This window comes from Kitasatospora sp. RG8 (assembly GCF_017813315.1).
Taxonomy (GTDB): domain Bacteria; phylum Actinomycetota; class Actinomycetes; order Streptomycetales; family Streptomycetaceae; genus Kitasatospora.
Window position 1 is genome coordinate 57,053 of record NZ_JAGIYX010000038.1, and the last position, 26,142, is coordinate 83,194.

At 73.7% G+C, this 26,142-nt stretch carries 18 protein-coding genes; 6 read left to right on the top strand and 12 right to left on the bottom strand.

Annotation, left to right across the window (positions count from 1 at the left end; genetic code table 11):
• Positions 1-65: 65 nt before the first annotated feature.
• Positions 66-1,295, top strand: a complete 1,230-nt coding sequence (locus J5Y04_RS36210) for a D-alanyl-D-alanine carboxypeptidase (RefSeq protein ID WP_307853477.1) — start codon at positions 66-68, stop codon at positions 1,293-1,295.
• Between the two features lie 23 nt (positions 1,296-1,318).
• Here the strand turns inward: J5Y04_RS36210 and J5Y04_RS36215 are convergent, their stop codons facing one another.
• The gene (locus tag J5Y04_RS36215) at positions 1,319-2,296 is read right to left on the bottom strand and encodes a YihY/virulence factor BrkB family protein (protein ID WP_209416781.1); all 978 of its coding nucleotides are present in this window, start codon (positions 2,294-2,296) and stop codon (positions 1,319-1,321) included.
• 70 nt (positions 2,297-2,366) lie between these two features.
• Positions 2,367-3,365: a glycosyltransferase family 2 protein gene (locus tag J5Y04_RS36220; RefSeq protein WP_209416782.1), complete on the bottom strand. Its 999-nt coding sequence runs from the start codon at positions 3,363-3,365 to the stop codon at positions 2,367-2,369.
• A 230-nt stretch (positions 3,366-3,595) separates the two neighbouring features.
• On the opposite strand from J5Y04_RS36220, the gene J5Y04_RS36225 reads away from it, so the two are divergent.
• Both J5Y04_RS36225 and J5Y04_RS36230 read left to right on the top strand, forming a co-directional pair.
• Positions 3,596-7,168: a bifunctional glycosyltransferase family 2 protein/CDP-glycerol:glycerophosphate glycerophosphotransferase gene (locus J5Y04_RS36225; RefSeq protein ID WP_209416783.1), complete on the top strand. Its 3,573-nt coding sequence runs from the start codon at positions 3,596-3,598 to the stop codon at positions 7,166-7,168.
• 280 nt (positions 7,169-7,448) lie between these two features.
• Complete coding sequence (locus tag J5Y04_RS36230) at positions 7,449-9,947, top strand: CDP-glycerol glycerophosphotransferase family protein (protein WP_209416784.1); 2,499 nt, start codon at positions 7,449-7,451, stop codon at positions 9,945-9,947.
• A gap of 7 nt (positions 9,948-9,954) precedes the next feature.
• On the opposite strand, the gene J5Y04_RS36235 is transcribed toward J5Y04_RS36230, so the two are convergent.
• From J5Y04_RS36235 to J5Y04_RS36265, 7 genes are all read right to left on the bottom strand, one after another.
• Entirely contained in the window at positions 9,955-10,443 is a 489-nt protein-coding gene (locus J5Y04_RS36235; RefSeq protein WP_307853478.1) for a 2'-5' RNA ligase family protein, read from the bottom strand.
• A gap of 62 nt (positions 10,444-10,505) precedes the next feature.
• Positions 10,506-11,546 (bottom strand): tryptophan--tRNA ligase, encoded by a 1,041-nt coding sequence (gene trpS / locus J5Y04_RS36240; protein WP_209416785.1) that lies wholly within the window; start codon positions 11,544-11,546, stop codon positions 10,506-10,508.
• A gap of 30 nt (positions 11,547-11,576) precedes the next feature.
• Complete coding sequence (locus J5Y04_RS43775; RefSeq protein WP_209416786.1) at positions 11,577-12,899, bottom strand: hemolysin family protein; 1,323 nt, start codon at positions 12,897-12,899, stop codon at positions 11,577-11,579.
• A 79-nt stretch (positions 12,900-12,978) separates the two neighbouring features.
• Complete coding sequence (locus J5Y04_RS36250; protein WP_209416787.1) at positions 12,979-13,971, bottom strand: malate dehydrogenase; 993 nt, start codon at positions 13,969-13,971, stop codon at positions 12,979-12,981.
• A gap of 228 nt (positions 13,972-14,199) precedes the next feature.
• Positions 14,200-17,511 (bottom strand): hypothetical protein, encoded by a 3,312-nt coding sequence (locus tag J5Y04_RS42495; protein ID WP_245206157.1) that lies wholly within the window; start codon positions 17,509-17,511, stop codon positions 14,200-14,202.
• A gap of 218 nt (positions 17,512-17,729) precedes the next feature.
• Entirely contained in the window at positions 17,730-18,152 is a 423-nt protein-coding gene (locus J5Y04_RS36260; RefSeq protein ID WP_148644447.1) for a DUF3017 domain-containing protein, read from the bottom strand.
• A 19-nt stretch (positions 18,153-18,171) separates the two neighbouring features.
• On the bottom strand, positions 18,172-19,026 hold the full coding sequence (locus J5Y04_RS36265; protein ID WP_209416788.1) for a bifunctional methylenetetrahydrofolate dehydrogenase/methenyltetrahydrofolate cyclohydrolase: 855 nt from the start codon (positions 19,024-19,026) through the stop codon (positions 18,172-18,174).
• A 521-nt stretch (positions 19,027-19,547) separates the two neighbouring features.
• Here J5Y04_RS36265 and J5Y04_RS36270 point away from each other — a divergent pair.
• Complete coding sequence (locus tag J5Y04_RS36270; protein ID WP_209416789.1) at positions 19,548-20,303, top strand: RDD family protein; 756 nt, start codon at positions 19,548-19,550, stop codon at positions 20,301-20,303.
• 107 nt (positions 20,304-20,410) lie between these two features.
• Here J5Y04_RS36270 and purH read toward each other — a convergent pair whose 3' ends face one another.
• Positions 20,411-21,988, bottom strand: a complete 1,578-nt coding sequence (purH, locus tag J5Y04_RS36275) for a bifunctional phosphoribosylaminoimidazolecarboxamide formyltransferase/IMP cyclohydrolase (protein ID WP_209416790.1) — start codon at positions 21,986-21,988, stop codon at positions 20,411-20,413.
• Complete coding sequence (gene purN / locus J5Y04_RS36280; RefSeq protein ID WP_307853479.1) at positions 21,985-22,644, bottom strand: phosphoribosylglycinamide formyltransferase; 660 nt, start codon at positions 22,642-22,644, stop codon at positions 21,985-21,987. The genes purH and purN overlap by 4 nt, the downstream gene beginning before the upstream one ends.
• Before the next feature lie 355 nt (positions 22,645-22,999).
• Between purN and J5Y04_RS36285 the strand changes: the two genes are divergently transcribed.
• Positions 23,000-23,671 (top strand): hypothetical protein, encoded by a 672-nt coding sequence (locus J5Y04_RS36285; RefSeq protein WP_209416791.1) that lies wholly within the window; start codon positions 23,000-23,002, stop codon positions 23,669-23,671.
• Between the two features lie 176 nt (positions 23,672-23,847).
• Here J5Y04_RS36285 and J5Y04_RS36290 read toward each other — a convergent pair whose 3' ends face one another.
• On the bottom strand, positions 23,848-25,434 hold the full coding sequence (locus J5Y04_RS36290) for a DUF6350 family protein (RefSeq protein WP_209416792.1): 1,587 nt from the start codon (positions 25,432-25,434) through the stop codon (positions 23,848-23,850).
• A 132-nt stretch (positions 25,435-25,566) separates the two neighbouring features.
• Here J5Y04_RS36290 and J5Y04_RS36295 point away from each other — a divergent pair.
• Positions 25,567-26,142 (top strand): LuxR C-terminal-related transcriptional regulator (locus tag J5Y04_RS36295; protein WP_209416793.1); only part of this gene is annotated, 576 nt, incomplete at its 3' end.

Below are 26,142 nucleotides of genomic sequence, written 5' to 3' on the forward strand. Positions count from 1 at the left end.
CCCTCCTGCGGATTACCGGCCCGGAGGGGCGGACGACGGGGGCCCTGACTGGGTACGGTCTGCTGGTGCCCAAACGCCCTAAGCTCGCACACCTGCTCGCCGCCTACGCCGCGGCCCTCCCGCTCCTCGCCGCCCCGGCGGCCGTCGCGGCCCCGCACGAGCCGCCGCCCCCGGCGGTGGCGATCGGCGGCGAGCGGCTGGGACTCTCCGGTGTCCAGGTCGCACCCCAGGCAGGCGCCCCGGCACTGCCGGCGGGACTCACCGGACAGTCCTGGGTGGTCGCCGACGCCACGTCAGGGGAGGTGCTGGCGGCCAGCAACCCGCACAAGCGGCTCGCACCGGCCAGCACGTTGAAGATCCTCTTCGCGGACACCGTGCTGCCCAAGTTCGACCGCAACCTGGTGCACAAGGTCGCGGACGCCGAGATCCAGGGGATCGGCGCCGGCAGCAGCCTCGTCGGCATCAAGGAGGACCTGGAGTACAAGGTCGAGGACCTCTGGCGCGGGGTGTTCCTCAGCTCGGGCAACGACGCGGTGCACGTCCTGTCGCACATGAACGGCGGGGTCCCGCAGACCGTCGCCGAGATGCAGGCCCGTGCGGACGCGCTCCAGGCCAAGGACACCAAGGTGGTGTCGCCGGACGGCTACGACATGGACGGCCAGCTCTCCTCGGCGTACGACCTGACGCTGTTCGCCCGGGCCGGGCTGCGCAACCCCGACTTCCGGATGTACTGCGCCACCCGGGACGCCCTGTTCCCCGGCGCGGTGGACAAGAACACGGGCCAGCGCGGCAGCTTCGGGATCGCCAACACCGACCGGCTGCTGGGCAAGTACCCGGGCCTGATCGGCGTGAAGAACGGTTTCACCACCGAGGCCGGCTCGACCTTCGTCGGAGCCGCCGAACGGGACGGCCGCACCCTGCTGGTGACGGTGATGCACCCGTCGACGTATCAGAAGGTGTACGACGAGACGGCTGCGCTGCTCGACTGGGGGTTCGCGGCCGCCGACAAGGTCACCCCGGTCGGACGGCTGGTGGACGAGGCCCCCGCCGGGGGCGCCGAGCCGGCGCCGACCGGGCAGGCGGGCGGCACCGCCGGGGTGCCCGCTCCGCCGCCGCACCCGTCACCCGCCGCCACGACCGCACCGCCGACCGCGGCGGCCGCCACGACCGCCGCCGACACCGGTGACGACGGGCTGCTCGGCCCGGCCGGCTGGACGGCCGTGGCGCTCGCCCTGGCCGCGGGCGGCGCCGGCGCGCTGTTCCTGCGGCGGCGACGCCGCCCGTCGTCCGGCTGACGGACGCCGCGTCAGGCCCGGTCTCACTCCTGGGGCCGGGCCTGCGGCTTGCCCGCCTCCGCCGGCGTCCCCGTCTGCGCCGCCGCCTCCTCCTCGTCGGCCGCGGCCACCATCGCCCGGGCGCGTTCGCGGGCCCGGGCGCGGGCGGCGGCCGGGTCGGCGGTGGCCGTCCAGGCGACGCAGTACATCAGCAGCCGGCAGACGAAGTTGATCCAGAGCAGCAGGGCCACCGGCACGCCGAAGGCGCCGTAGATGCTCTTCCCGGCCACCGAGCCGAGGTAGGAGGCGAGCAGGATCTTCAGCAGCTCGAAGCCGACCCCGCCGATCAGGGCCCCCTGGAGCACGTCCCGCCGCCGCTGGCCGCCGATCCCGGGGAAGGGCGCCAGCAGGTAGGCGAAGAGCACCATGTCGGAGGCGACCGCGATCAGCAGGCCGACGCCGGTCAGCAGGTAGCCGCCGGGCCCGCCGGTGCCCAGCCCGATCCACTCGGCGATCCGGCCGGCGAGGGTCGTCCCGGCGGTGGACGCGGCCAGCGAGAAGAGCGAGACCAGGCCCAGCCCGAAGAGCACCAGGCAGTCCAGGGCCTTGCGCAGCACGGCGTTGGTGTCGCTCTCCGGCAACTGCCAGACGTCCCGGATCGAGGTGCGCATGGTGTCCACCCAGCCGAGGCCGGAGATCAGCAGCAGCACGCCGCTGACCAGCCCGACCGCGCCCGCGTTGGCCACCAGCGAGGGCAGGTTGAGCGCGTCGGAGATGCCCGGCAGCTGGTCGGAGATGCGCTTCTGCAGCTCGGCGACCCGGGTGTCGCTGAAGGTCGCGACCGCGATCGCCAGCGCCACGGTGAGCAGCGGGAAGAGCGCGAGGAAGCCGAAGAAGGTGATCGCGCCGGCCAACCGGTTGCCGCGGGCGGTGGCGAAGTGCTGGTACACGCGGTAGGGGCGGCTGCGCAGCACCCGCGCCACGAACGGGCCGATCACCGGGAGGCGGGTCAGGAAGTCCACGCGACCGGTTATACCGGCCGTTCGCCCGAACGGCCGTCAGGCTCCCCGCGTCCCTGCGGGGTTCGGCGGGTCAGCGCCTGACCAGCCGGCGGGCGCGGGCCAGTGCGCGGACGGCCTGGTAGGCGCCGTAGCGGCCGTGGCTGAGCAGTTCGGTGCGCACGCCGTCGACTCCGGCCGGCGGCCGGTAGCCGGCCGGGCGCAGCCGGGCGCAGTGCGCGGCGGCACGGCGGAAGTACTCGCGGCGGTCGCCGGGCGGGACGCGGCCGGCCTTGGAGACGACGGTGTTGAGGTGGTGCAGCATCCGGCCGTAGACCACCGGGCGCCAGCGGTCGAGGTCGGGGCGGCCGTCCAGGAAGGCGAAGACCAGGTCGTACTGGGCGAAGACGTCGAAGTGCTTGCGGCTGGCGGTGGCCAGGATGTTGCCGCCCTCCTGGCGCTGGCGGTAGTGCACGCCGACCTGGTCGAGCAGGGTGATGCTCTCCGCGGCGAGCAGCGCCGGGTACGTCCAGGGGGTGTCCTCGTAGTAGCCCGCGGGGAAGACGAGGCCCTGCCCGGTGATGAAGTCGCGGCGGTAGGCCTTGTTCCAGACCACCTGGAGCAGGTCGAGCAGGTCGGGCCGGCGGTCGAGGTCGAAGACGTCCGGGGAGTCGGCGCCGAAGACGTGCGCCGAGGCGGCGCGGGTGATCCGGCCGTCGACGTAGGTGCGGGCGTAGTCGTAGACCAGGACGTCCGGGTCGCCGCCGGCCGCGAGCCGGTCGTCGACGGCCTTGAGCAGACCGGGGGTCAGCGTGTCGTCGCTGTCCAGGAAGATCACGTACTCGCCGGTGGCGACCTCCAGGCCGGCGTTGCGGGCCCGGCCGAGGCCGACGTTCTCCGGCAGGTGCAGCACCCGCACCCGGGGGTCGGCGGCGGCGGCCTCGTCGAGGATCGCGCCGCAGCCGTCCGGCGAGCGGTCGTCCACCGCGATCAGCTCGAAGTCCGGGCCGCCCTGGCCGAGCACCGAGTCGAGGCACTCGGGGAGGTACTCCTGGACCCGGTGGACGGGGACGATGACGCTGAAGCGGGGCATGGGCACAGAGTAGTGGCCGCCCGCCCGGCCGGTCCCACCCCGCCCGGTCCGCCGCGGGGCCGGTAGGGTGCGGGGCCGCGGCTCCGGACCTGCCCGGCGGCCCTCGGCGGCCCCGGAGGGCCTCCGGGGCCGGAAGGTAGGATCGCTGGGCACGTACGCACCGGTTCCAAGTGCGGCCAGGCCCCGAACGGGCTGCCACGCTCCTTCCCCAAGAAAGGCCTGCGTAGCCGATGGCTCCCCGCCTCTCCATCGTCGTCCCGATCTACAACGTCGAGCGCTACCTCGTGGAATGCCTCGACTCGATCGCCGCCCAGACGTTCACGGACTTCGAGTGCGTCATGGTCGACGACGGTTCGAAGGACGACAGCGCGGCGCTCGCCGAGGCGTACGCCGCCAAGGACTCCCGGTTCCGGCTGGTCCGCCAGGTGAACAAGGGCCTCGGCGCGGCCCGGAACACCGGCATCCGGCACATCGACCCGGACGCCGAGTTCCTCTGCTTCGTCGACAGCGACGACTCGATGCCGCCGAGCGCGTACGAGCTCATGATCAACACGCTGGCCGAGACCGGCTCCGACTTCGTCACCGGCAACGTGCTGCGCTTCCGCGCGGTGGGCTACTACCAGTCCGGCGGGCACGTGAAGCCCTTCAAGGAGACCAGGCTCAAGACCCACATCACCGAGATCCCCGCGCTGGTCACCGACCGCACGGCGTGGAACAAGGTGTACCGCCGGTCCTTCTTCGACGCGGCCGGCCTGCTCTACCCCGAGGGCATCCTGTACGAGGACGCCCCGGTCAGCGTGCCGCACCACTACCTCGCCAAGAGCGTGGACGTGCTCTCCGAGCCGATCTACCACTGGCGCGAGCGCGAGGTCGGCGAGATGTCGATCACGCAGATGCGGACCAACCCCAAGGGCCTGGTCGACCGGGTCGCCTCGGTGGAGCTGGTCCGCGGCTGGCTGAAGAAGCAGACCGACCCGCGTTTCGCCGAGTACCTGCGCTCCTACGACGAGAACACCCTCGTCGAGGAGATCCCGATGTTCTTCTGGTCCGTCGTGGACGGCGACAAGGAGTACCGGGACGCCTACCTCAAGAACGTCGGCCGGCTGCTCCGGGCGATCGGCCCCGAGCAGGTCCGCAAGCTGCGCGCGCCGCTGCGGCTGAAGTACCACCTGACCCTGTCGGGCCGGATCGACGAGTTCGTCGAGCAGATCAAGTACGAGGGCGAGAGCAACGGCGGTGTCGCCGCCCGCGGCCTGCTGCGCCCGTACGCGGACTACCCGTTCCTGCGCGGCGGGCGCAAGAGCGTGCCGGCCTCCGTGCTCAAGCTGGACAACTCGCTGGTGATGCGCAGCCGGCTGTACGAGTCCGCCTGGGTCGGCGGCAAGCTGGAGCTGACCGGGCACGCCTACCCGGAGCAGCTGGGCGCCGCCAACAAGCTCGACATGGTCCGCACGCTGGTGCTGCGCGAGACCAAGGGCCGCCGGGTGCTCGCCGTGCCGATGAAGACCCTGTACAGCCCCGAGGCCACCGCCAGCTCCAAGCACGACCTGTACAACTGCGACTGGGCCGGCTTCAGCGTCGCCCTCGACCCCAAGAAGCTCAAGCAGCGGGGCCAGTGGAAGGACGGCAACTGGCGCGTCCTGGTGGCCGGCGCCGGCAAGGGCGGCGTCTACAAGGGCCGGATCTCGGCCGGCTGGAGCGACACCGCCGCGTACCTCCCCGCGCAGTGGGTCGATGCGGACGTGCGGGTCGTGCCGTGGGTCCGGGACGGCCACGTGTACCTGCGGGTGGAGACCGTCCGGGCGCGCGCGACCGGCCTGGCCGCCCACGGCGGCCGGGTGGAGGTGTCCGGCGCGGCCCGCTCCGGCCCGGACCTCGCCGGGGCCCGCCTCAAGCTCACCCACGTCGAGTCCGACCGCGAGCTGCTCTACCCGCTGGAGCTCGGCGCCCCGGTCGGCACGCTCCAGCCGTTCTCCACGTCCGTCCCGCTGGACGAGCTGACCGCCGTCCGCCGGGCCTGGGCCGAGCTCGACCCGGTCGCCAACGAGCGCAGCCGCGACCGCTGGGACACCGCCCTGCTGCTCGCCGACGGCCGCACCGTGCCGGTGGCGCTGGACGACCGCAACGCGCCCGAACAGCTGCACGTCGCGCTGAACCCGGACGCCCCGGCCGAGGAGCGCCGCGCGCTCTACTCCAAGCCCTCCCCCGGCGGCTACCTCCAGTTCTCCGACCAGCTGCTCCAGCCGGTGGTGGACGAGGTCGCCTCCCGCGGCGCCGACGGCTTCCTGTTCAGCGGGTCCTTCCCGCTGCCCGGCAACCACCGCTGGGAGCTCGTCGTGCGGCACAACTGGCGCGAGGAGGAGCACGTCTACCCGGTGGAGATCGCGGACGGCCGGTTCCGGGCCGCGCTGCCGCCGGTGCCGACGGCCTCCTTCGCCGGCCGGGTGCCGCTCGCCCAGGGCACCTGGGACGTCTTCTTCCGCCCGGTCGGCGAGCCGGCCGGCACGGTCCTGGTCCGGCACGCGCTGATCTCGCCCGACTGCTTCACCTCCCTGCCGCTGGAGGTCGAGTCGCGCGGCAAGCGGATCGTGCTGGAGCGCCGCTACTACGACGGCCTCTCGCTGGAGTCGCACTCGGCGCTGCTGCCCGAGGAGCGCAGCGGCTACCGCCAGCGCCAGCTGCGCACCGTCGACTACCCGACGGCCCGCCGGCTCCCGGTGCGCGACACCGTGCTCTACAACGTCGCGCTCGGCGGCCTCTACGCGGACTCGCCGCGGGCGATCCACGAGGAGCTGGTCCGCCGCGGCCTGCCGCTGGAGCACCTGTGGGGCAGCGACGACCTCCAGGCCGAGCTGCCGCAGACGGCGAACGCCATCCGGCTCTGGAGCCCCGAGTGGTTCGAGGCGCTGGCCACCGCCAAGTACATCGTCACCAGCGCGCACCTGCCGGACTTCTTCGTCCGCCGCCCCGGCCAGGTGGTCGTGCAGACCTGGCACGGCACCCCGCTGAAGCAGATCGGGTACGACTTCGAGAAGGTCTGGTTCACCGACGCCAACTACCTGAAGGGCCTCGCCGCCGAGGTTCCGAACTGGTCGGTGCTGGTGGCCGGGAACAGCTGGGCGGCGCCGGTGCTGCGCCGTGCGTTCGATTTCAAGGGCGAGATTCTGGAGAGCGGTTCGCCCCGGAACGACCTGCTGTTCGCCTCCGACCGGGAGAAGACCGCCGAGCAGGTCCGCGAGCGGCTCGGCCTGCCCGAGGGCAAGAAGGTCGTGCTCTACGCGCCGACCTTCCGCGAGGACCGGCGGCGCCCGAACGGCGGCTACCAGATCGACCTGCGGATCGACCTGGAGGCGGCGAAGGCCGCACTGGGCGACGACCAGGTCCTGCTGGTCCGCCGGCACAGCGTGATGTGCGGCCAGATCCCCGGCGCCGGCAACGGCTACATCTGGGACGTCGGCAGCTACCCCGACATGGCCGAGCTGCTGCTGATCGCCGACGTACTGGTCACCGACTACTCGGCCACGCTGTTCGACTTCGCCGCGACCGGTAAGCCGGTGCTGTTCTTCACGCACGACCTGGAGCACTACCGCGACAACCTGCGCGGCTTCAGCCTCGACTACGAGTCGGAGGCGCCCGGCCCGCTGCTGGCCACCTCGGAGGAGCTGGTCTCCGCGCTCGGCCGGGTCGACGAGCTGACCGCGGAGTACGCCGACAAGTACACGGCCTTCCGCGAGGCCTACTGCGACCTCGACGACGGCCACGCCGCGGCCCGCGTGGTGGACGGGATGCTCCGCCAGCAGTAGTCCGCCGACACCGCCCGGAGGCGCCCGACGCGTGGTTCGCGTCGGGCGCCTCCGGGCTTTCTGGGAGTTACCTGGGCGGTACCTGTCCTTTACGACCACATTGCCGTCGAACTCACGTTTCGCAAGCGAATCTCTCAGCAAATCCGCCGGACCGTACAGTTGACCCCACATGTCCTTTCGGTATGGGATATCGATTCGGCCCCCGTCCGATCTCCGGCTCGGTACGAGGGCCTCCCGGACCACCGCCATGGACCGGGACCCCGTCCCGAAGGGCCACTGCATGCCAGTCCTCACCCGGCTCGTCCTGCCGCACGCCGACCCCCGCGCGAGCGACGGCCTGCCCCCGGGCGACGAGGACGCCGAGTTCGGCCTGCTGCGCGCCCGCTGGACCGCCCGCGGGCTCGAACTCACCGGCTTCGCCCGCCCCGACGACCTGGACACCGCCCGCCCCGGCTCCGCCTGGACCTGGCTCACCCTGCACCGCGGCGAGGACGAGCCGCCCGTCCACCTCCGGTCCAGACCCCGGCGGCTGCCCGAGGTGACCGACGACAGCGCGCAGCCCGACCACAACCACGACTGGTCCGGCTTCACCGCCCTGATCGAGCTGCGCCGGCTGCGCCGCGGCGAGGAGTGGCTGCTCGGCGACTGGCAGATCGAGACCACCCTCTTCACCCGCCCCCGGCCCACCCGGCTGCGCCGCCAGTACGGCGCCCTCGGCCCGCACTGGTGCGGCTCCGGGGAGTACCCGCCCGCCCGCTGGGTCGACCACGACGTCCGGCTCCAGCCGTTCTTCGCCGACGGCCGGCTGCGGCTGCGGCTCGAACGCCCCGGCGTCCGGCTCACCCGCGCCGTCCCCGACGCCGACGGCCTCGACCTGCGCGGAACCGCCGACCACTGCCCGGCCGGGACCGTCCTGCGGCTGCGCCACCGGGAGAGCGACGCCGTCCTCGAACGACCGGTCGCCCGCACCGGCAACACCTTCGCCGTCCACCTTCCGTACCGGCCGTTCACCGCCGACGGGCGCGGCGCCGCCGACCTGGAGCACTGGGACGCCGAGCTGCTGGGCCCGGACGGCTCCGCCGAGCAGCTCACCCTGGACGAGCGCGGCGGTCCGGTGGCCGGTCAGCACCCGCTGCCCGGCCGGCAGGACCGGGCGCTCTACCTCAAGCACCTGGCCGACGGCCGGCTCCAGTTCTGCGTCCAGCCCGCCGCCGGCTACGTCGAACGGATAGCGGTCCGGGCGGAGGGCTTCGAACTCACCGGCCACTGCCCCTGCGACGGCCCGCTCGAACTGGTCCTGCGCCACAGCGGCACCGCCGGCGAGGTCCGCCACCCGGTGGAACACGGCGACGACGGCCGGTTCCGGATCCGGCTCCCCGCCACCCGCACCGGCTCCGACGGCACCACCCTGCCGCTGCGCAAGGGCGTCTGGGAGGCCTCGCTGCGGCCGGCCGGCCACCACGGCCCGAAGCGGCCGCTCATCGCCGCCCCCGCCGTCCTGCCGGCCCTGCCCGCCACCACCCGGGCCGGCGGCAAGCGGGTCCTGCTCCAGCGCCGCTGGCACGACACCCTGCTGGTGGACTCCACGCCGGTGCTCACCGCCACCGAGCGCAGCGCCTGGACCCAGGCCCGCCAGCGCACCGACGGCTACCCCGCCGCCCGCCGCGAGCCGCTGTGCGAGGCCGTGCTGTACGACGTGTTCGGCGGCCGCGGCTACTCCGACTCACCGCGCGCCGTGCACGCCGAACTCGCCCGGCGCGACGCCCCGCTGGAGCACCTCTGGGTGGTCGACGACGCCCAGGCCGAGCTGCCCGCCGGGGTCCGCGCGGTACGGATCTGGAGCCCGGAGTGGTACCGGGCGCTGGCCACCAGCCGCTACCTGGTCGGCAACACGCACTTCCCGGACTTCCTGGAGCGCCGCCCCGGCCAGGTGGTCGTGCAGACCTGGCACGGCTCCCTGCTCAAGCGGATCGCCCACGACGTCGACAACCCCTGGCTGGCCGACCACGGCTATCTGGAGGCGCTGGACCGGGAGACCCCGCAGTGGAGCCTGCTGCTCTCCCCCAGCGCGTTCGCCACCCCGATCCTGCGCCGGGCCTTCCGCTACGACGGCGAGATCCTGGAGGCCGGCTACCCGCGCGGCGACGTGCTGGCCCGGCCGGACGCCGGGCACGCCGCGACCGTCCGGCGCCGGCTCGGCATCCCCGAGGGCAAGCGGGTCGTGCTGTACGCCCCGACCTGGCGCGAGGACCAGCAGCGCGGCGACGGCGACGGCTTCCGGCTGGACCTGCGGATCGACCTCGACCACGCCCGGCGCGCCCTCGGCGGCGACCACGTGCTGCTGGTCCGCCCGCACGTGCACGTCCGCGAGCCGCTGCCCGGCGCCGGCGACGGCTTCCTGTACGACTGCGGTGACTACCCCGACGTGCAGGAGCTGCTGCTGATCGCGGACGTGCTGGTCACCGACTACTCGTCGATCATGTTCGACTTCGTGATCACCGGCCGCCCGGTGCTCTTCTTCACCTACGACCTGGAGCACTACCGGGACACCCTGCGCGGCTTCTACTTCGACTTCGAGCCGCAGGCCCCCGGACCGCTCGTCCCCACCTCGGCCGGGCTGCTCGCCGAGCTGCGCGCACTCGCCGACGGCGGCGGCGCCCTGCCCGCCGGGTACGAGGAGCGCTACCGCCGTTTCCGGGACACGCACTGCGGGCTGGACGACGGCGCCGCCGCCCGCCGCGTGGTCGACCGGATGCTCGAACTCGGGCGCGGGGACTGAACGCGCGTCAGGAGAACGGGTAGGACCGCCAGGGCCGCCAGACCTCGTCGGCGTCGAACCGGGAGAGGCTGAAGCCCGGGACCGTGAAGGCCGCCCGGAAGCCCCGGGCCTGCTCGTACGCCTGGTCCAGGACGTCCTCCGGCAGACCGTGCGCCACCGTGACGTGCGGGTGGTACGGGAACGCCAGCTCCCGGGCCAGCGGGCCGGAGCGGATGTCGGCCTCCAGCAGCCGGCACTCCTGCGCGCCCTCCTCGACCCGGACGAAGACCACCGGGGAGACCGGGCGGAAGGTGCCGCCGCCCTGCAGCAGCATCCGGAACGGCCGGTGCCCGCCGGCGACCTCCGCCAGGTGCTCCTCGATCTTCGGCAGGTCCGCGGCCGCCACCTCGGTCGGCGGCAGCAGGGTGACGTGCGTGGGTATCGACCGGGCCTGCGGGTCGCCGTGCCCGGCCCGCGCGTCCTGGATCGCCGAGCCGAACGGGTCCGGGACGCTCACGGACACGCCGATGGTGAGCAGCTCGGGGAGCCGCTCACCATCGGGCAGTCTCGTCAGCGGAGTCACCGCTTGGCGGCCGGAAGGAAGCCGATCCGGTCGTAGACCGCCTCCAGCGTCTGCGACGCCACCTCGCGGGCCTTCTCGGCGCCGATCGCCAGCACCCGGTCCAGCTCGGCCGGGTCGTCCAGGAAGGTGCGGGTGCGCTCCTGGAAGGGGGTGACCCACTCGGTGAACAGCTCGGCCAGCTCGGTCTTCAGGGCGCCGTACATCTTGCCCTCGAAGTGCTCGACCAGCTGGTCGATGGACTGGCCGCTGAGCGCGGAGTGGATGCGCAGCAGGTTGGAGACGCCGGGCTTCTCCGCCTCGTCGTAGGAGACGACGGTGCCGGTGTCGGTGACGGCGCTCTTGAACTTCTTGGCGCTCTTCTTCGGGTCGTCCAGCAGGTTGACCAGGCCCTTGTCCGAGGCGGCGGACTTGCTCATCTTGGCGCCCGGGTCCTGGAGGTCCTGGATCTTCGCCGTCTCCTTGAGGATGTACGGCTTCGGCACCGTGAAGGTCGGGCTGTAGCGGGTGTTGAAGCGCTCGGCGAGGTCCCGGGTGAGCTCCAGGTGCTGGCGCTGGTCCTCGCCGACCGGGACGGCGTCGGCCTGGTAGAGCAGGACGTCCGCGACCATGAGGACCGGGTAGGTGAAGAGGCCGACCGTGGTGCTGTCGGCACCGTGCCGGCTGGACTTGTCCTTGAACTGGGTCATCCGGGAGGCCTCGCCGAAGCCGGTGAGGCAGTTCATCACCCAGCCGAGCTGCGCGTGCTCGGGCACGTGCGACTGGATGAAGAGGGTGCAGTGGTCCGGGTCCAGGCCGGCGCCGAGCAGCTGGGCGGCGGAGATCCGGGTGTTCTCGCGCAGCTCCTTCGGGTCCTGCGAGACGGTGATCGCGTGCAGGTCGACCACCATGTAGAAGGCGTCGTTCTCCTTCTGCAGGTCGACCCACTGGCGCACCGCGCCCAGGTAGTTGCCGAGGTGGAACGAGCCGGAGGTGGGCTGGATGCCGGAGAGCACCCGGGGACGGTCCTTGACCGGACCGGTGACCGCTGCGTTGACCATGCGGGCCATTGTTCCAGTTACACCGGTCGCTCAGGAAACGTCCGCCCCTGGAGGTTCCGCCAGTGTGACCGCACTCACCCTGACCCGGGCGATCCGCCGGCCCTCCAACTTGGCCACCGTCAGGCGCACCTCCTCGTCGCCGACCGGGATCCTGACCTGGTCGCCGTCGGCGGGCAGCCGGCCCAGCGCGGCGACCAGGCAGCCGGCCACCGTCTCGTACGGCCCCTCGGGCAGGGTGACGCCGGTCTCCTCGGTGAAGTCGCCGAGGTTCAGCAGGCCGTCGAGCTCCATGCCGCCGCCGGCCAGCCGGCGGGTGGCGGCGGTCTCCGGCCGGTCGTACTCGTCCCGGATCTCGCCGATCACCTCCTCGACCAGGTCCTCCAGGGTGACGATGCCGGCGGTGCCGCCGTACTCGTCGACCACGATGGCCAGGTGGTGGCCCTCCCGGCGCATCTCGCCCATCGCCTCCAGCACCCGCTTGGTGCCGGGCAGCAGCTTGACCGGGCGGGCCAGGTCGCGGACCTTCGCGGCCTGCTCGCCACGGGCCCCGTACAGGTCGCGGACGTGGACGAAGCCGGTCACGGCGTCGTAGCTGCCCTCGACCACCGGGTAGCGGGAGTGCGGCGAGGAGCTCGCCTGTTCGCGGACCTCGGCGAGCGGGCGCTCGGCGTCCAGGAAGGTCACCTCGGTGCGCGGGACCATCACCTCGCGCAGCTGGCGCTCCCCCGCGGAGAACACGTCGGCGATCAACGCCCTTTCGTCGCTGCCGAGTTCGGTGTTGGCGGCGACCAGGCCGCGCAGTTCCTCGGAGCTCATCGACCCGCGCCCGGCGGCCGGGTCGCCGCCGAACAGGCGGACCATCAGGTTGGTGGAGTGACCCAGCAGCCAGATCACCGGGCGCAGCACCACCGACATCACGTCCACCACCGGGGCGGCCAGCAGCGCGATGGAGTCGGCGCGCTGGAGGCCGATCCGCTTCGGGGTGAGCTCGCCGAGCACCAGCGAGACGTAGCTGATCACCAGGGTCAGGCCGACCAGCGAGACCGCGTCGGCGACGCCCTCGGAGAGGCCGGCCCGGACGAACACCGGGGCCAGCTTGCCCGCCAGGGTGTCCGCACCGAAGGCCGCGGACAGGAAGCCCATGCAGGTCACTCCGACCTGGACGGCGGCCAGGAAGCGGTTCGGGTCGGCCGCCAGGTGCGCGGCCCGGGCGGCGCGACGGGTGCCGCGCGCCTCCAGCGACCGGATCTGGCCCTCCCGCAGGGAGATCAGCGAGATCTCGGCGACGTTGAAGAGGCCGCCCAGCATGATGAAGACGAGAACGAGCGCCGCGTCCTCAATGGTTTCACTCACGGGGGGTCAGTGTAGAGCGACGGCCCGCCGCCTCCCGGGAGGGAGACGGCGGGCCGTGCGTGGCTCGGTGCTACCGCGCTCAGATCAGGCCGAGGGCCTGGACCGCGTCGCGCTCCTCGACCAGCTCGTTGACCGAGGCGTCGATGCGGCCGCGGGAGAAGTCGGAGATCTCCAGGCCCTGGACGATCTCGAACTTGCCGTCCTTGGTGGTGACCGGGAAGGAGGAGATCAGGCCGGCCGGGACGCCGTAGGAGCCGTCGGAGACGACACCCATGGAGGTCCAGTCGCCCTCGGCCGTGCCGTTGACCCAGGTGTGCACGTGGTCGATGGCGGCGTTGGCGGCCGAGGCGGCCGAGGAGGCGCCGCGGGCGTCGATGATGGCCGCGCCACGCTTGGCCACGGTCGGGATGAAGTCGCCCTCCAGCCAGGCCTGGTCGCCGCCGACGGCCTCGAAGGCCGGCTTGCCGGCGATCTCGGCGTGGAAGATGTCCGGGTACTGGGTGGCGGAGTGGTTGCCCCAGATGGTGACCTTCTTGATGTCGGCGACGCCGGCACCGGTCTTCTGGGCCAGCTGGCCGAGGGCCCGGTTGTGGTCCAGGCGGGTCATCGCGGTGAAGCGCTCGGCCGGGACGTCCGGGGCGTTGCGCTGGGCGATCAGGGCGTTGGTGTTGGCCGGGTTGCCGACGACCAGGACCTTGATGTCGTCCGCGGCGTTGTCGTTGATGGCCTTGCCCTGCGGGCCGAAGATGCCGCCGTTGGCCTGGAGCAGGTCGCCGCGCTCCATGCCCGCGGTGCGCGGACGGGCGCCGACCAGCAGCGCGACGTTGGCGCCGTCGAAGGCCTCGTTGGCGTCGGCGGTGATCTTGATGTCGCGCAGCAGCGGGAACGCGCAGTCGACGAGCTCCATCGCGGTGCCCTCGGCGGCCTTGAGGCCCTGCGGGATCTCCAGGAGGCGCAGGTTCACCGGCACGTCGGCGCCGAGCAGGTGGCCCGAGGCGATGCGGAAGAGCAGCGCGTAGCCGATCTGGCCGGCCGCTCCGGTGATGGTGACGTTGACGGGGGTGCGGGTCATTTCTACCTTCTCCAGCAAATCGCCAGGTGCCCCAGGCACACCGGCGCACTGGAGCCGAGGATGGTCTCTCGACATCGAGAGACCCGCGTCAGGTTATCGCAAAGCGAAGCGTACGCCGCGTGTGCGGGCGTGGCTGATACGTCACAGCGGACCACCCCGGTCCGGCCGGGACGGGACGGGCCCCGGAGGCATTGCCTCCGGGGCCCGCCGGGACCGGGCGACGCCCCGTCAGCCGAAGTAGCCGAGGAGGTCGACGATCACCTGCGTGGAGCCCCCGCTGCGGTTGGCGAACTCCACCTTGCCGTCGGCACCCACCGGGACGGTCACCAGGTTGGCCACGGTCCTGCCCTGCGTCCAGTTGAGGTTGGACGCGTCCGGGCGCGCGGTGCCCGACGGCCAGACCGTCAGGTGCCCGGCCTCCGTCGGCTCCGTCACCGTCACGTTCAGCACCACGGCCTTGGCGTGGGCGAGGTCGCGGCTGCCGGACAGGTCGAGCGTGGTGCTCGCGCCCGGCCCGACCGCGCCGGTGGTCCGGGTGTCGAACATCCGCTTGGGTCCGGCGCTGTGGAAGGTGGCGGCGGCCGGGTCGTCGGAGTAGTAGCCGAAGACGTCGGCGATCAGGTGGGTCGTGTCCCCCGCGGCGTTGAACAGCTTCACCCTGCCGTCCGCGCCCACCGGCACCACCACGTGGTTCGGGACGGTGAGCCCGGCGGTCCAGTTGAGGTTGGACGAGTCGGGACGCGCACCGCCCGAGGGCCACACCGTCAGGTGGCCGTCGGCCTTCGGCTCGGTCACCGTCACGTTCAGCACCACGGCCCTCACCCCGGTCTGCGGCACACCCGCACGACCGGCGACCTGCAGCGTCACCTCGTCGAAGGCCGGCACCGGATCCGTGCCCGGACGCCCCACCGCCGCCCGCGTGTCCAGCAGCCGGGACGGCGCGACCGCGGTGAAGGCTGCGCCGGAGGGCTCCGCGGAGTAGTAGCCGAAGACGTCGGCGATCAGGTGCGCCGTGTCCCCGGACGAGTTGTAGAGCTTGACCCTGCCGTCGTCGCCCACCGGCACCACCACCTGGTTGGGCACGGTCCGGCCGACGGTCCAGTTGAGGTTGGACGAGCCGGGACGCTCACCGCCCGAGGGCCAGACCCGGAGGTGGCCGTCGGCCTTCGGCTCGGTCACCGTCACGTTCAGCACCACGGCCCTCACCCCGGTCTGCGGCACACCCGCACGACCGGCGACCTGCAGCGTCACCTCACTGAAGGCCGGCACCGGATCCGTGCCCGGACGCCCCACCGCCGCCCGCGTGTCCAGCAACCGGGACGGCGCGACCGCGGTGAAGCGGTCGCCCGCGGGCGGGGTCGGGATCCCGTTGTTCGCCACGTGGACGCGCTGGTTGTCGGGGTCGGTCCAGACGACGTTCGAACCGGTCCGGTCCACCGCCCAGGCCTTGTGCGGCTTGCGCACCGTCTTCCAGTAGTCGCCCGCGGCGAGGGTGCGGACCGCGACGGTGCCCTCGCCGCCCGAGGAGCGGATGCCGTCGTGGAAGTCGACCAGCAGCAGCCTGCCGTTGGCGAGGTCCTGGCGGACCAGGTAACCGTCGCCCAGCAGCGTCTCCCGGCCCGACCAGTCGTAGCCCCAGTTCGTGGCCTGCACGGGGACGGAGAGGGTCTGACGGGTCGCCGTGTCGAACACGCCGGTGGTGCGCAGCGTGCCCTGGCTGTCCTGGCAGCCCCAGGAGACGAAGCGCCCGACGGCCTCCAGCTGGGTGACCGGGCAGGGTGCGGTGAAGGAGTCGCGCACGGAGTCGCCCCGGACGTCGGTGGCCTTCACGGTGTTGGTGCCCTGCTTCGCGCTCCACAGCGTGTCGCCCTGCACGGCGGCGGCGGTCAGCTCCGTCTGCTGCAGCCGGTCACCCGTGTCCAGGTCGCCGACGATCATCGTCCGGTTGACCTGCCAGTTGGACGTCGCCTGTGCGACGACGACGTACCGGCCCGCGGTGTCCTCGGTCCTCAGGCTGTACAGACCGCCGGTGGCGACGGTGCCGGCCTGATCCTGGGTGCCGGCCTTCCGGACGGCCACTTTGTCGCCGGACGCCGGGTCCCCTTGCAGGTAGCGCGCGTCACCGGTCGACCACAGCTCGGTGCACGCGGCGTTGTGGCTGTAGCAGTCGGAGATGTTGTGCGAGCCGTCCAGGGTCTCCGAGAGCTTCACCGGGGTGGCGTCGCCCGACACCCGGTAGCTGCGGAAGGAGCCGGTGGTCATGGCCGGCTGGAAGCCGACGGTGTCCGAGGCCGTGGTCAGCACGCCGCCGCCGATCGAGAGCCCGAACACGGTGGCGGGCGCCGCCGGGACGTCGGTCAGCGCGGCGACGGCCGGCTTGGCGCCGGCCTGCGCGGCGAGCCGGTAGACCTTCGTGTCGCGTTGCTGCCCGTAGGCGGGCAGGTGTTCGGTGCCCACCACGATCAGGGATCCGTCCGGAGCGGGCAGCAGCTGGGCGTCCGCGCTCTCCAGGACCATCTCCGCGGAGCCGTCGGTCGAGCCGGCGGCCGAGGCGAACACCGGCCGTCCGCGGTTGTCCCCGGAGCTGTGCGTGACGGACTCGGTGCGTACCAGCCGGTCGCCGACCAGCCGCAGCTCGCCGCCGATGCCGCTGACGTACGTCGTCCTCAGCACGGTCTGCGGCTGCGCCCGGTCGAGGTGGTCGACGTCCCCGTTGGAGCCGTGTGCCCGCAGCACGACCCCCTTGCCCAGCCGGAAGTCGTACGAGAAGTCGAACTGCTGCTCGTCCGGCAGCGCGAGGAGCGCCCCCGTCACGACGTCCACCAGGACGGAGTGGGAGAGGTCGTCCTGGCGGTAGCGCAGGATCACCGAGTTCTGGTCGCCGTCGTGCACCGAGGTCGCGAGCGTGGCGCCCGCCGGCAGGGCCACCTTGGTGTGGGAGACGGAGCCGCCGTCCAGCCGGTGCAGGAACCAGCCGGTGACCGCGGACGGTGTGCCCTCGTACGCCAGTACCGTCCGGCCGTAGGTGCCGTAGTAGGTCTGCCCGGCGGGGAGCTCCACCGAGCCCAGCGCGGTCGGCCGGCCGGCTGCCAGGTCGTACAGGTCGACCTTGGCCGGAGTCTGCCCGGTGGCGGCCACCGGGACGGCCACGGTGTCCGAGCCGGTGCCGTAGCGGTTGTCCGGCTTGCCGCGGTAGAAGCCCGACGGCCGGCCCTCGTCGAGGCCCGCCGGGACCGGGGCGGGCAGCCGGAGGCCGGTGTCGGTGGTGGCGCCGGTGTCGTACCTGGTCCACAGCAGCTGATCGCTGCCCTCGCGGGCGTGCAGCAGGCCGGTGTCCCCGGCCACGAAGAGCTGGTCGCGGGCCGGGATGCCGCGCGGCGCGGCCGGCAGCACCAGTTCCGCGGACGGCTCGCCGGCGGGTGCCGCGACGGCGGCCTGCGGAAGAGCCAGCGTCAGTGACGCTGCGCCGGTGGCCAGGGCCAGTGCGACGGCACTGAGGCCCCGGCACAGGCGCGTTGACCGGCTTCCGGACGGGTCCAAGGGATGCTCCCTCGTTGTGTGAGCGCAGGAGGGGGAACACGCGCAGCCGGACGCGGCCGCCACCCGCAGCGGGTCCGGCGCCGTCCCGTCCTGACTCGATCCCCCCGAGAACGGCCGGAGCATACCAACGGATGATCTCCTGGTGCGCCGGGATTTCCCGGGCACGGGAACGGCCCCCGCCCGGAGCTCCGGGCGGGGGCCGTCGAGGGCCGGGCGCGTCAGTGGCGCGGACGGCCGATCAGATTGCCGATGTTGTCCAGCAGCCGGATCTCCAGCCACGGGTTGGGCTGGGCCACCAGGGTCAGCAGCACGATCGACAGACCCAGGAAGGACAGCACGATCACGTCGGTGAACCGGCTGCGCACCGCCAGCATGCCGACCTCGGGCAGGACCAGCCGTAGGACGGCTCCGAGCAGCACGCCGCCGCCGAGGATCAGCAGCCCGTACTTGAAGCCCTCCTTGAAGTCGGCGAACCAGGTCACGGCGAGCCCGGCACCGACCACCAGCAGGACCAGCGTTATCGGCCACTGGCGCACCGGCAGCGCGTGCTCGCGCCCCAGCGCCGCGGCCGAGCCCTCGGGGGGCAGGGTCCCGGTGGTCTTGACCGGCCTGCGCCGGGACCTCACCGGTCGCTCACTCATCCGCGCCGTCCCTCCGGTGTCAGATGCCGGCGCGGCGCTCGGCCGCCTCGACGATGTTGTTCAGCAGCATGGCGCGGGTCATCGGGCCGACACCGCCGGGGTTCGGGGAGATCCAGCCGGCCACCTCGGCCACGCCCGGGTGCACGTCGCCGACGATCCTGCCCTCGCTGCGGCTGACGCCGACGTCCAGCACGGCCGCGCCGGCCTTGACGTCCTCCGGCTTGACCAGGTGCGGCACGCCCGCGGCGGCCACGACGATGTCGGCCTTGCGCAGGTGGTAGGCGAGGTCACGGGTGCCGGTGTGGCAGAGGGTGACGGTGGCGTTCTCGCTGCGCCGGGTGAGCAGCAGGCCGATCGAGCGGCCGACGGTGACGCCGCGGCCGATCACGACCACCTCGGCGCCGTCGATCTCGACGTCGTGGCGGCGCAGCAGCTCGACGATGCCGAGCGGGGTGCACGGCAGCGGGCCCTGGATGCCCAGCGCGAGGCGGCCGAGCGAGGTGGGGTGCAGGCCGTCGGCGTCCTTGTCCGGGTCCATCAGCTCCAGGACCGGGTTCTGGTCGAGGCCCTTGGGCAGCGGGAGCTGGACGATGTAGCCGGTGCAGGCGGGGTCGGCGTTGAGCTCGCGGACGACGTTCTCGACGTCCTCCTGGGTGGCGGTGGCGGGCAGCTCGCGCTGGATCGAGGCGATGCCGACCTCGGCGCAGTCCTTGTGCTTGCCGTTGACGTACCAGCGGCTGCCCGGGTCGTCGCCGACCAGGACGGTGCCGAGGCCGGGCGTGACGCCCTTCGCCTTGAGGGCCGCCACGCGGGCGGCGAGTTCGGACTTGATCGCGGCCGCGGTGGCCTTGCCATCGAGAATCTGGGCAGTCATGACCCCATTCTCCCGGATCCCGGCAACCGGCCGCGCCAGCCCCGGCACCACCTCGTCCTCCCGCACCGGGGCGGCCACGGTCCGGAGCGGAACGTGCGGGCCACGTTGCGGTTGCGCCACAGTCCGGTCCGGTGCGCGGGAGCGGCTGGACAGCGACGGGCCGTCCGGTTGACGATGAGCGGGCATTCCCTGCCGCCTCCGGCCCGGTGACGGGCCGACGGACACACCGGCGGGGCGTACCCGGGGGAAGAACAGAGTGAGCCGACCACAGCACGCCGTGCCGCCAGAGCGCCACGGCCGCACGTTGCCAGGACCGCAGCCGTCGATGCTCCTGTTCGTACCGTCGTCACGACTCCCACGGTCCCCACGGTCCTGAGCCGCGACGGCGGGTGCCGGTTCCCACGCGCCCCCGATGTCACCGCGCTCCGTTATCGTCCCATCCGCCCGGCTGCTCGTCCCGCCGGTCCGGTCCGGGTCCTCCGCTGTCCCGTCCCCTGTCCCCATCCTGCCCGGAGGCATCGATGAGTTACCCGCCCGACCCGAACAACCCGTACGGCCAGCCGCAGCAGCCCGGCTACGGCTACCCGCAGCAGGCCCCGCCGGCCGCGGGCTACGGCTACCCCCAGCAGCCGCCGGCCGCGGGCTACGGCGTGCCGCAGCAGCCGGCGTACGGGTACGCGCCGATGCCGGGCACCATCCAGGCGAACAACGGCTACATCAACATCGCCCAGCTGGGCACGGTGAAGATCGCCACCATGGGGCAGCGGTTCGCCGCCCGGCTGATCGACGGCCTGTTCTTCGGCGCGCTCTACGCGCTCTTCGCGGTGTTCGGCGTCCTCGGCGCGATGGGCGTCGCCAAGGACCAGCAGGACTGCAGCTCGAAGCTCGACTACAGCGGCTCCTCCTACGGCGGCACCAACTCCGCCTACTACGACTGCGTGCACCAGAACACGCAGGCGGCGACCGGCTGGTTCGCCACCGTGATGGTGATGTTCGGCCTGTTCATGGCCGTCGGCCTGCTCTACGAGTGGCTGCTGGTGGCCTTTACCGGCGCGACGCTGGGCAAGTTCGCCATGGGCCTGCGGGTCGTGAAGGAGAACTCCGGCCAGAACCCCGGCGTGGGCGGCGGCTTCATCCGCTTCATCATCCCGAGCGTCGGCGCCCTGCTGTGCGGCCTCGGCCAGACCCTCGTCTACCTGTCCCCGTTCTTCGACAACACCGGGAAGCTGCAGGGCTGGCACGACCGTGCCGCCGGCACCGTGGTGATCAAGAAGTAGCGCGTACCGGTACGACGCGACGGCCCGGCTCCCCTCGCGGGGGCCGGGCCGTCGCGTCCGTCACACCGTCACCGGCGGAGCCGCCGGGACCGGTGTGACCGGTGGGATCAGTGGAAGAAGTGGCGGGTACCGGTGAGGTACATCGTCACACCGGCCTCGGCGGCGGCGGCGATCACCTCTTCGTCGCGGATCGAACCACCGGGCTGGACGATGGCCCTGACGCCGGCCGCGATCAGGATCGCCGGGCCGTCCGCGAAGGGGAAGAACGCGTCGGAGGCCGCGTACGCGCCCTTGGCCCGCTCGCCGGCCCGCTCGACCGCGAGCTTGCAGGAGTCGACCCGGTTGACCTGGCCCATGCCGACGCCGACCGAGGCGCCGTCCTTGGCCAGCAGGATCGCGTTGGACTTGACGGCCCGGCAGGCCCGCCAGGCGAAGGCCAGCTCGGCCAGCTCGGCCTCGGTGAGCGCCTCGCCGGTGGCCAGCGTCCAGGTCGACGGGTCGTCGCCCTCGGCGTGCACCCGGTCGGCCTCCTGGAGCAGCACGCCGCCGGAGATCGGGCGCACCTCCTGGCGGTTGACCGGGGCCTCCGGGGCGAGCAGCACGCGCAGGTTCTTCTTGCGGGCGAGCACCTCGACGGCGCCCTCCTCGTAACCCGGGGCCACCACGACCTCGGTGAAGATCGGGGCGATCTGCTCGGCCAGCTCGACGGTGACCGGGCGGTTGACCGCGATCACGCCGCCGTACGCGGAGACCGGGTCGCACTCGTGCGCCTTGCGGTGCGCCTCGGCGACGTCCGCGCCGGTCGCGATGCCGCACGGGTTGGCGTGCTTGATGATCGCGACGGCCGGGCCGGCGTGGTCGTACGCGGCGCGGCGGGCGGCGTCGGTGTCGACGTAGTTGTTGTACGACATCTCCTTGCCGTGCAGCTGCTCGGCGCCCGCCAGGCCGCCGGTGCCGTCCACGTAGAGCGCGGCGCCCTGGTGCGGGTTCTCGCCGTAGCGCAGCACGTTCTGCCGCTCGTAGGTGGCGCCCAGGAACTCCGGGAAGCGCTCGTCGCTCGGCGCGTAGCCGGCCTCGAACCAGGAGGCGACGGCGACGTCGTACGCGGCGGTGTGCGCGAACGCGGCACCGGCCAGGCGCTTGCGGGTGGCCAGGTCGAAGCCGCCCTCCTGAGCGGCCTTCAGCACGTCGCCGTAGCGGGCCGGGTCGACCACGACGGCGACCGAGGGGTGGTTCTTGGCGGCGGCGCGGACCATGCTCGGGCCGCCGATGTCGATCTGCTCGACGCACTCGTCGGGGGTGGCGCCGGAGGCGACGGTGGCCTTGAACGGGTAGAGGTTCACGACGACCAGGTCGAAGGGCTCGACGCCCAGCTCGGCCAGCTGCGCGCGGTGCGACTCCAGGCGCAGGTCGGCGAGCACACCGGCGTGCACGCGGGGGTGCAGCGTCTTCACGCGCCCGTCCAGGCACTCCGGGAACCCGGTCAGCTCGGAGACCTCGGTCACCGGCACGCCGGCGGCGGCGATCCGGCCGGCGGTGGAGCCGGTGGAGACGATGGCGACCCCGGCGGCGTGCAGGCCCTGGGCCAGCTCCTCCAGACCGGTCTTGTCGTACACGCTGATCAGCGCGCGACGGAGCGGACGGACGTTCTCGGAGACAGGGGGGGTGGCGGAGCTGGCACTCATGCCGGGATCCATACCTTTCGGTCCTCGATGCGGTGACCCTCGCGGGCCAGCCGGCCCACGACGTCGACGAGCAGCTTGCGCTCGACAGTCTTGATGCGCTCGTGCAGCGCTTCGCCGCCATCGGCGTGATCGGCGTCGGCGACCTCGACGACGCCCTGCGCGATGATCGGCCCGGTGTCCACGCCGGCGTCGACCAGGTGGACGGTGCAGCCGGTGACCTTCACCCCGTACGCGAGGGCGTCGGTGACGCCGTGGGCGCCGGGGAAGGCGGGCAGCAGTGCGGGGTGGGTGTTGACGATCCGCCCGGCGAAGGCCTCGATGAAGCCGGCGCCGAGGATCTTCATGAAACCGGCCGTGACCACGAGGTCCGGCTCGTACGCGGTGGTGGAGGCGGTCAGCGCGGCGTCCCAGGCGGCCCGGTCGGGGAAGTCCTTCACCCGGTGGACGAAGACCGGCAGGCCCACGCGCTCGGCGCGCTCCAGGCCGGCGATCCCGTCACGGTCCGCACCGACGGCGACGATCTCGGCGCCGAAGGCCGGGTCGGCGGCGGCGTCGATGAGCGCCTGCAGGTTGGTGCCGGAGCCGGAGACCAGCACCACCAGACGGGCCGGGCCGGGCGTGCGGGGCGGGAAGAGCTGAGCGGGGGCGGCGGTCACTGCGCGTTTCTCCGTAGGTCGGGCGCCGCCCGCTGGTACGTCCACCGGCGGTGGGGCCACTACGAACGGCAGGTCGAGCAAGGGGGAACATCAGGAGAACCCGCCGCGACGCGGGCCCCGGGAACCTCTGTGAGCTGCTGACCGTCACCACGATAACGGCTGGTCGGACGGCCTCCGAAACGGCCGGGCGTCGCTACGCGCGTAGTTGAGACGGGGATCTCCCCGGCCCGCGGGCGGGGGCACCGGGCCGGACGCCCGCGCCGGGCGGAAGGCCGCAGGACTGCCCGCGGGCGGCTGCGGGATCATAGGGTGGCGCGGGCGTCCGCCCAACCGACCGAGAAGGAATGGCTGAACCATGAGCAGCGGTGACGACACCGGCGAGCGCAACCCCTTCGCGCCGCCGCCGGCGGATGCCCCGGACCAGCCGTGGCGGCCGCGCAACCCCGGGCCCGCCGAGGGCCAGCACGCACCCGACGGCGACGAGGGCCAGGACGAACGCCCGCTGGTGCCGCCGCCGCACCCGTGGAGCCCCGGCTACCAGGGCGGCGGCTGGCACCCCCGGCCGCCCGCCCCGCAGCCGCCCAAGCTCGACCCGAACGACCCGGCCCAGCGCAAGGCCCGCAACGCGGCGCTGGCCGGCATGGCCTCGCTGGTCTGCGCGTTCGCCGCGCTGCACTACGTCGCCCTGTTCGTCGGCGCGCTCGCCGTCGCCTGGGGCATCGGCGCGATGCGCACCCCCAAGCCGGCCACCGACCGGCCGGCCGGGACCACGGCCGGGACCACGGCCGGCGCGGTGCCCGCCGGCGCGACCGGGTCCGCCGCGCCCAACCCGCTCACCCCGGCCGCGCTCGCCGGGGTGCTCACCGGCGCGATGACCGTGGTCTTCGTGTCCTCGGTGATCGGGCTCAGCCTGTACTACAACGACTACGTCACCTGCGTCCGGGACTCGCTCACCGCCACCGGTGCGGACAACTGCGAGCGGCTCGCGCCCAAGTGGTACGTGGACATCACGACCAAGGGCGAGTAGCCCGGGAAACTCTCCCCCGGGAGAACGGGCAGCGGCGCCGCCGGCATCGGAACAGCGGGACAGCGGGCCGTCGGGACAGCCGACCGCCCGAGAACGGGCCCCCGGGGAGCGGGCCGCCGGAGAGCCGGCGCCGGGTGGGCCGGTCGTCGCCCTCGGCCGGCGGGGTGGCGAGGTGGTCAGTCCTCGTCGGGGGAGGCGGAGACGGTACCGTCCGCGCCGTCCGCGCCGTCCGTTCCGCCCACCCCGTCCACGGGCGGGCCCAGCCGCAGCACCAGCGCGTACGCACGGGCGCGCAGCAACAGTGCGCTCCGGCGCGCGTGGCCGGCGAGCGCACTGCCGGCACTGACACCGGCAGCCAAGGCCCCTCCACCCTCCGCGGTGACGCCCCGACAGGTGTCCCGGCCCGGCGCACGGCCCGCCGCCTTGTCCGGCGCACGGCCCGCCGCCCTGCCCAGCGCCCGGGCCCGCACCAGCAGCGCTCCCGGCACCGCCACCGCGGCGAACCACCCCGCCGCCGCCAGGCCCGTCCGCCACGGCGCCGGGCCCAGCTGCGCCATCCGGCCGCCCGCCAGCGCACCGCCGGAGAGCCGGCCGAGCACCTCGCCCGCCACCCCGGTCAGCAGCGCCGCCGCCAGCGCGGCGACGGCCGTCGCCGCCGGGTGCCACGGGGTCGCCGCCCCGGCCGGCCGGTCCGCCCCGGCCCGGACGTCCGTACGCTCCGCGCCGTCAGCCGCCGCCCGGCCCAGCAGCAGGGCCGGCGCCACCCCGGCCAGGGCCGGCAGCAGACAGGCCGCCGACCGCCAGCCGCCCCCGCCCGGCTCCGCCACCAGCGCGAACAGCGGGAACTCCGGCAACGGCCCCAGGACCGCCCCGCCCGGCGCCACCACCGTGCCCGCCCCCACCGCGAACCCCGGGCCCAGCGCGTAGGCCGTGCCCCAGAGCACCGCGTTCGGCAGCAGCAGCACGCTCAGCAGCAGCAGCCCGGCCACCGCGGCCGGGCCGTGGGCGAGCACCGCCGCCGCCCGGCCTGTGCCGGCCACCGCGTCCAGCACGGCCGCCACGGCCAGCACCGCCGCTCCCGCCGCCACCAGCCCCGCCCCGGCCGCCAGCGCCGCCGTCCGGATCACCGCCGCTCCCCCGGCCGGCCGGGCCCAGTCCGGCACCCGTTCCAGCGCCCGCTCCAGCGCCCGCTCCAGCGCCCGCCACCGGAGCACCGGCCCGCCCGCGCCGGGCGGCGCGCCCTCCGCGCGGCGCGCCCTCCTGGCACCGGCCGCCATCGCGGCCGCGGCCAGCAGCGTCACCACGAGCACGTCCGGCAGCACCCGCGCGCGGAACGGCCCGGCGCCCGAACAGTGCGCCACCACCGCCGCGGCCACCGCGCAGTAGCCGCACCACACCGCCGGCGGGCCGCTCCACCGCGGCCGCGGACCGCGCCGCGCCGCCGCCCGGGCACCCGCCCGGTACAACTGCCCCACCACCAGCAGGCCGAGCAGCAGCGGAGTGACGGTCAGCGGGGCGTCCGCGCCGCCCCGCAGCACCGGCGCGCCGTGCCCGAGCAGCCAGAGCGCGCCCGCCAGCCGGACGGCGCCGGCCGCGTCGTCGTCCGCGTACGGGGTCACCACCCAGAGCCCGAGTACCGGCACCGCGACCCCCGCGAGACCGAGCAGCGCCGTCCGCACCCCGGTGAGCACGTCCGCCAGGACGGGCCTGGTGCCCAGCTCCCCCGGCACCTGAACGATCGGACGGCCCATCAGCTGCGTCATGCGCCTCATGGTGCCAAGGCGACTCGCCATGCTCCGTGAAGAGGCAAACCGCCGTCGTGTCCCAGATTATTGGCTTATGCGCATTTTCAGACCCTGCCCTCTCGCCGCCCCCACTCCGGCCCGGAGCGTCTGATGTCCACGCCGCCGACCGCCGAGCGCCCCACCGGCGCCCCCACGACCGACGGACCCGCACCCCAGGGCCGTTCTTCGGAAAAGGGCCGGGCCGGACGCGGCCGGGCCGCCAAGAACACCAAGGCGACGCGCGCCAAGGCGGTCGGCGGCCCCACCACCGGGCCCGCCGCCGGCCGCACCGCCGGGCCCTCCGTCGGCCAGGAGGAGGCGGCCCGGCTGCTCCGGCAGCTGACACCCCGTGAAGCCGAGGCCCTCGCCCACCTCGCCGCCGGCCGGAACCTCGCCGAGACCGCGGCCGCGCTCGGGGTCGCCCCGGCCACCGCGCGCAGCTACCAGCACCGGGCCATGCGCAAGCTCGGCACCCGGACCCGCGGCGAGATCGACGCCTTCGCCGCTCTGCTGAGCCCCGCTCAGTCCGCACCCGCGGCAGGCCGAACGGCGCCCGGGACCACCGCCGGCGGGCGGACCGCGGCTGCGGGGCGCGCGGCCGGGCCCGCGCGGAGCGGGAGGCCGGGCCCCCGGCCGGACGCCGCCGAGGCCCCGGCACCGGCGCCCTCGCCCTCGCCCCCGCCGGCC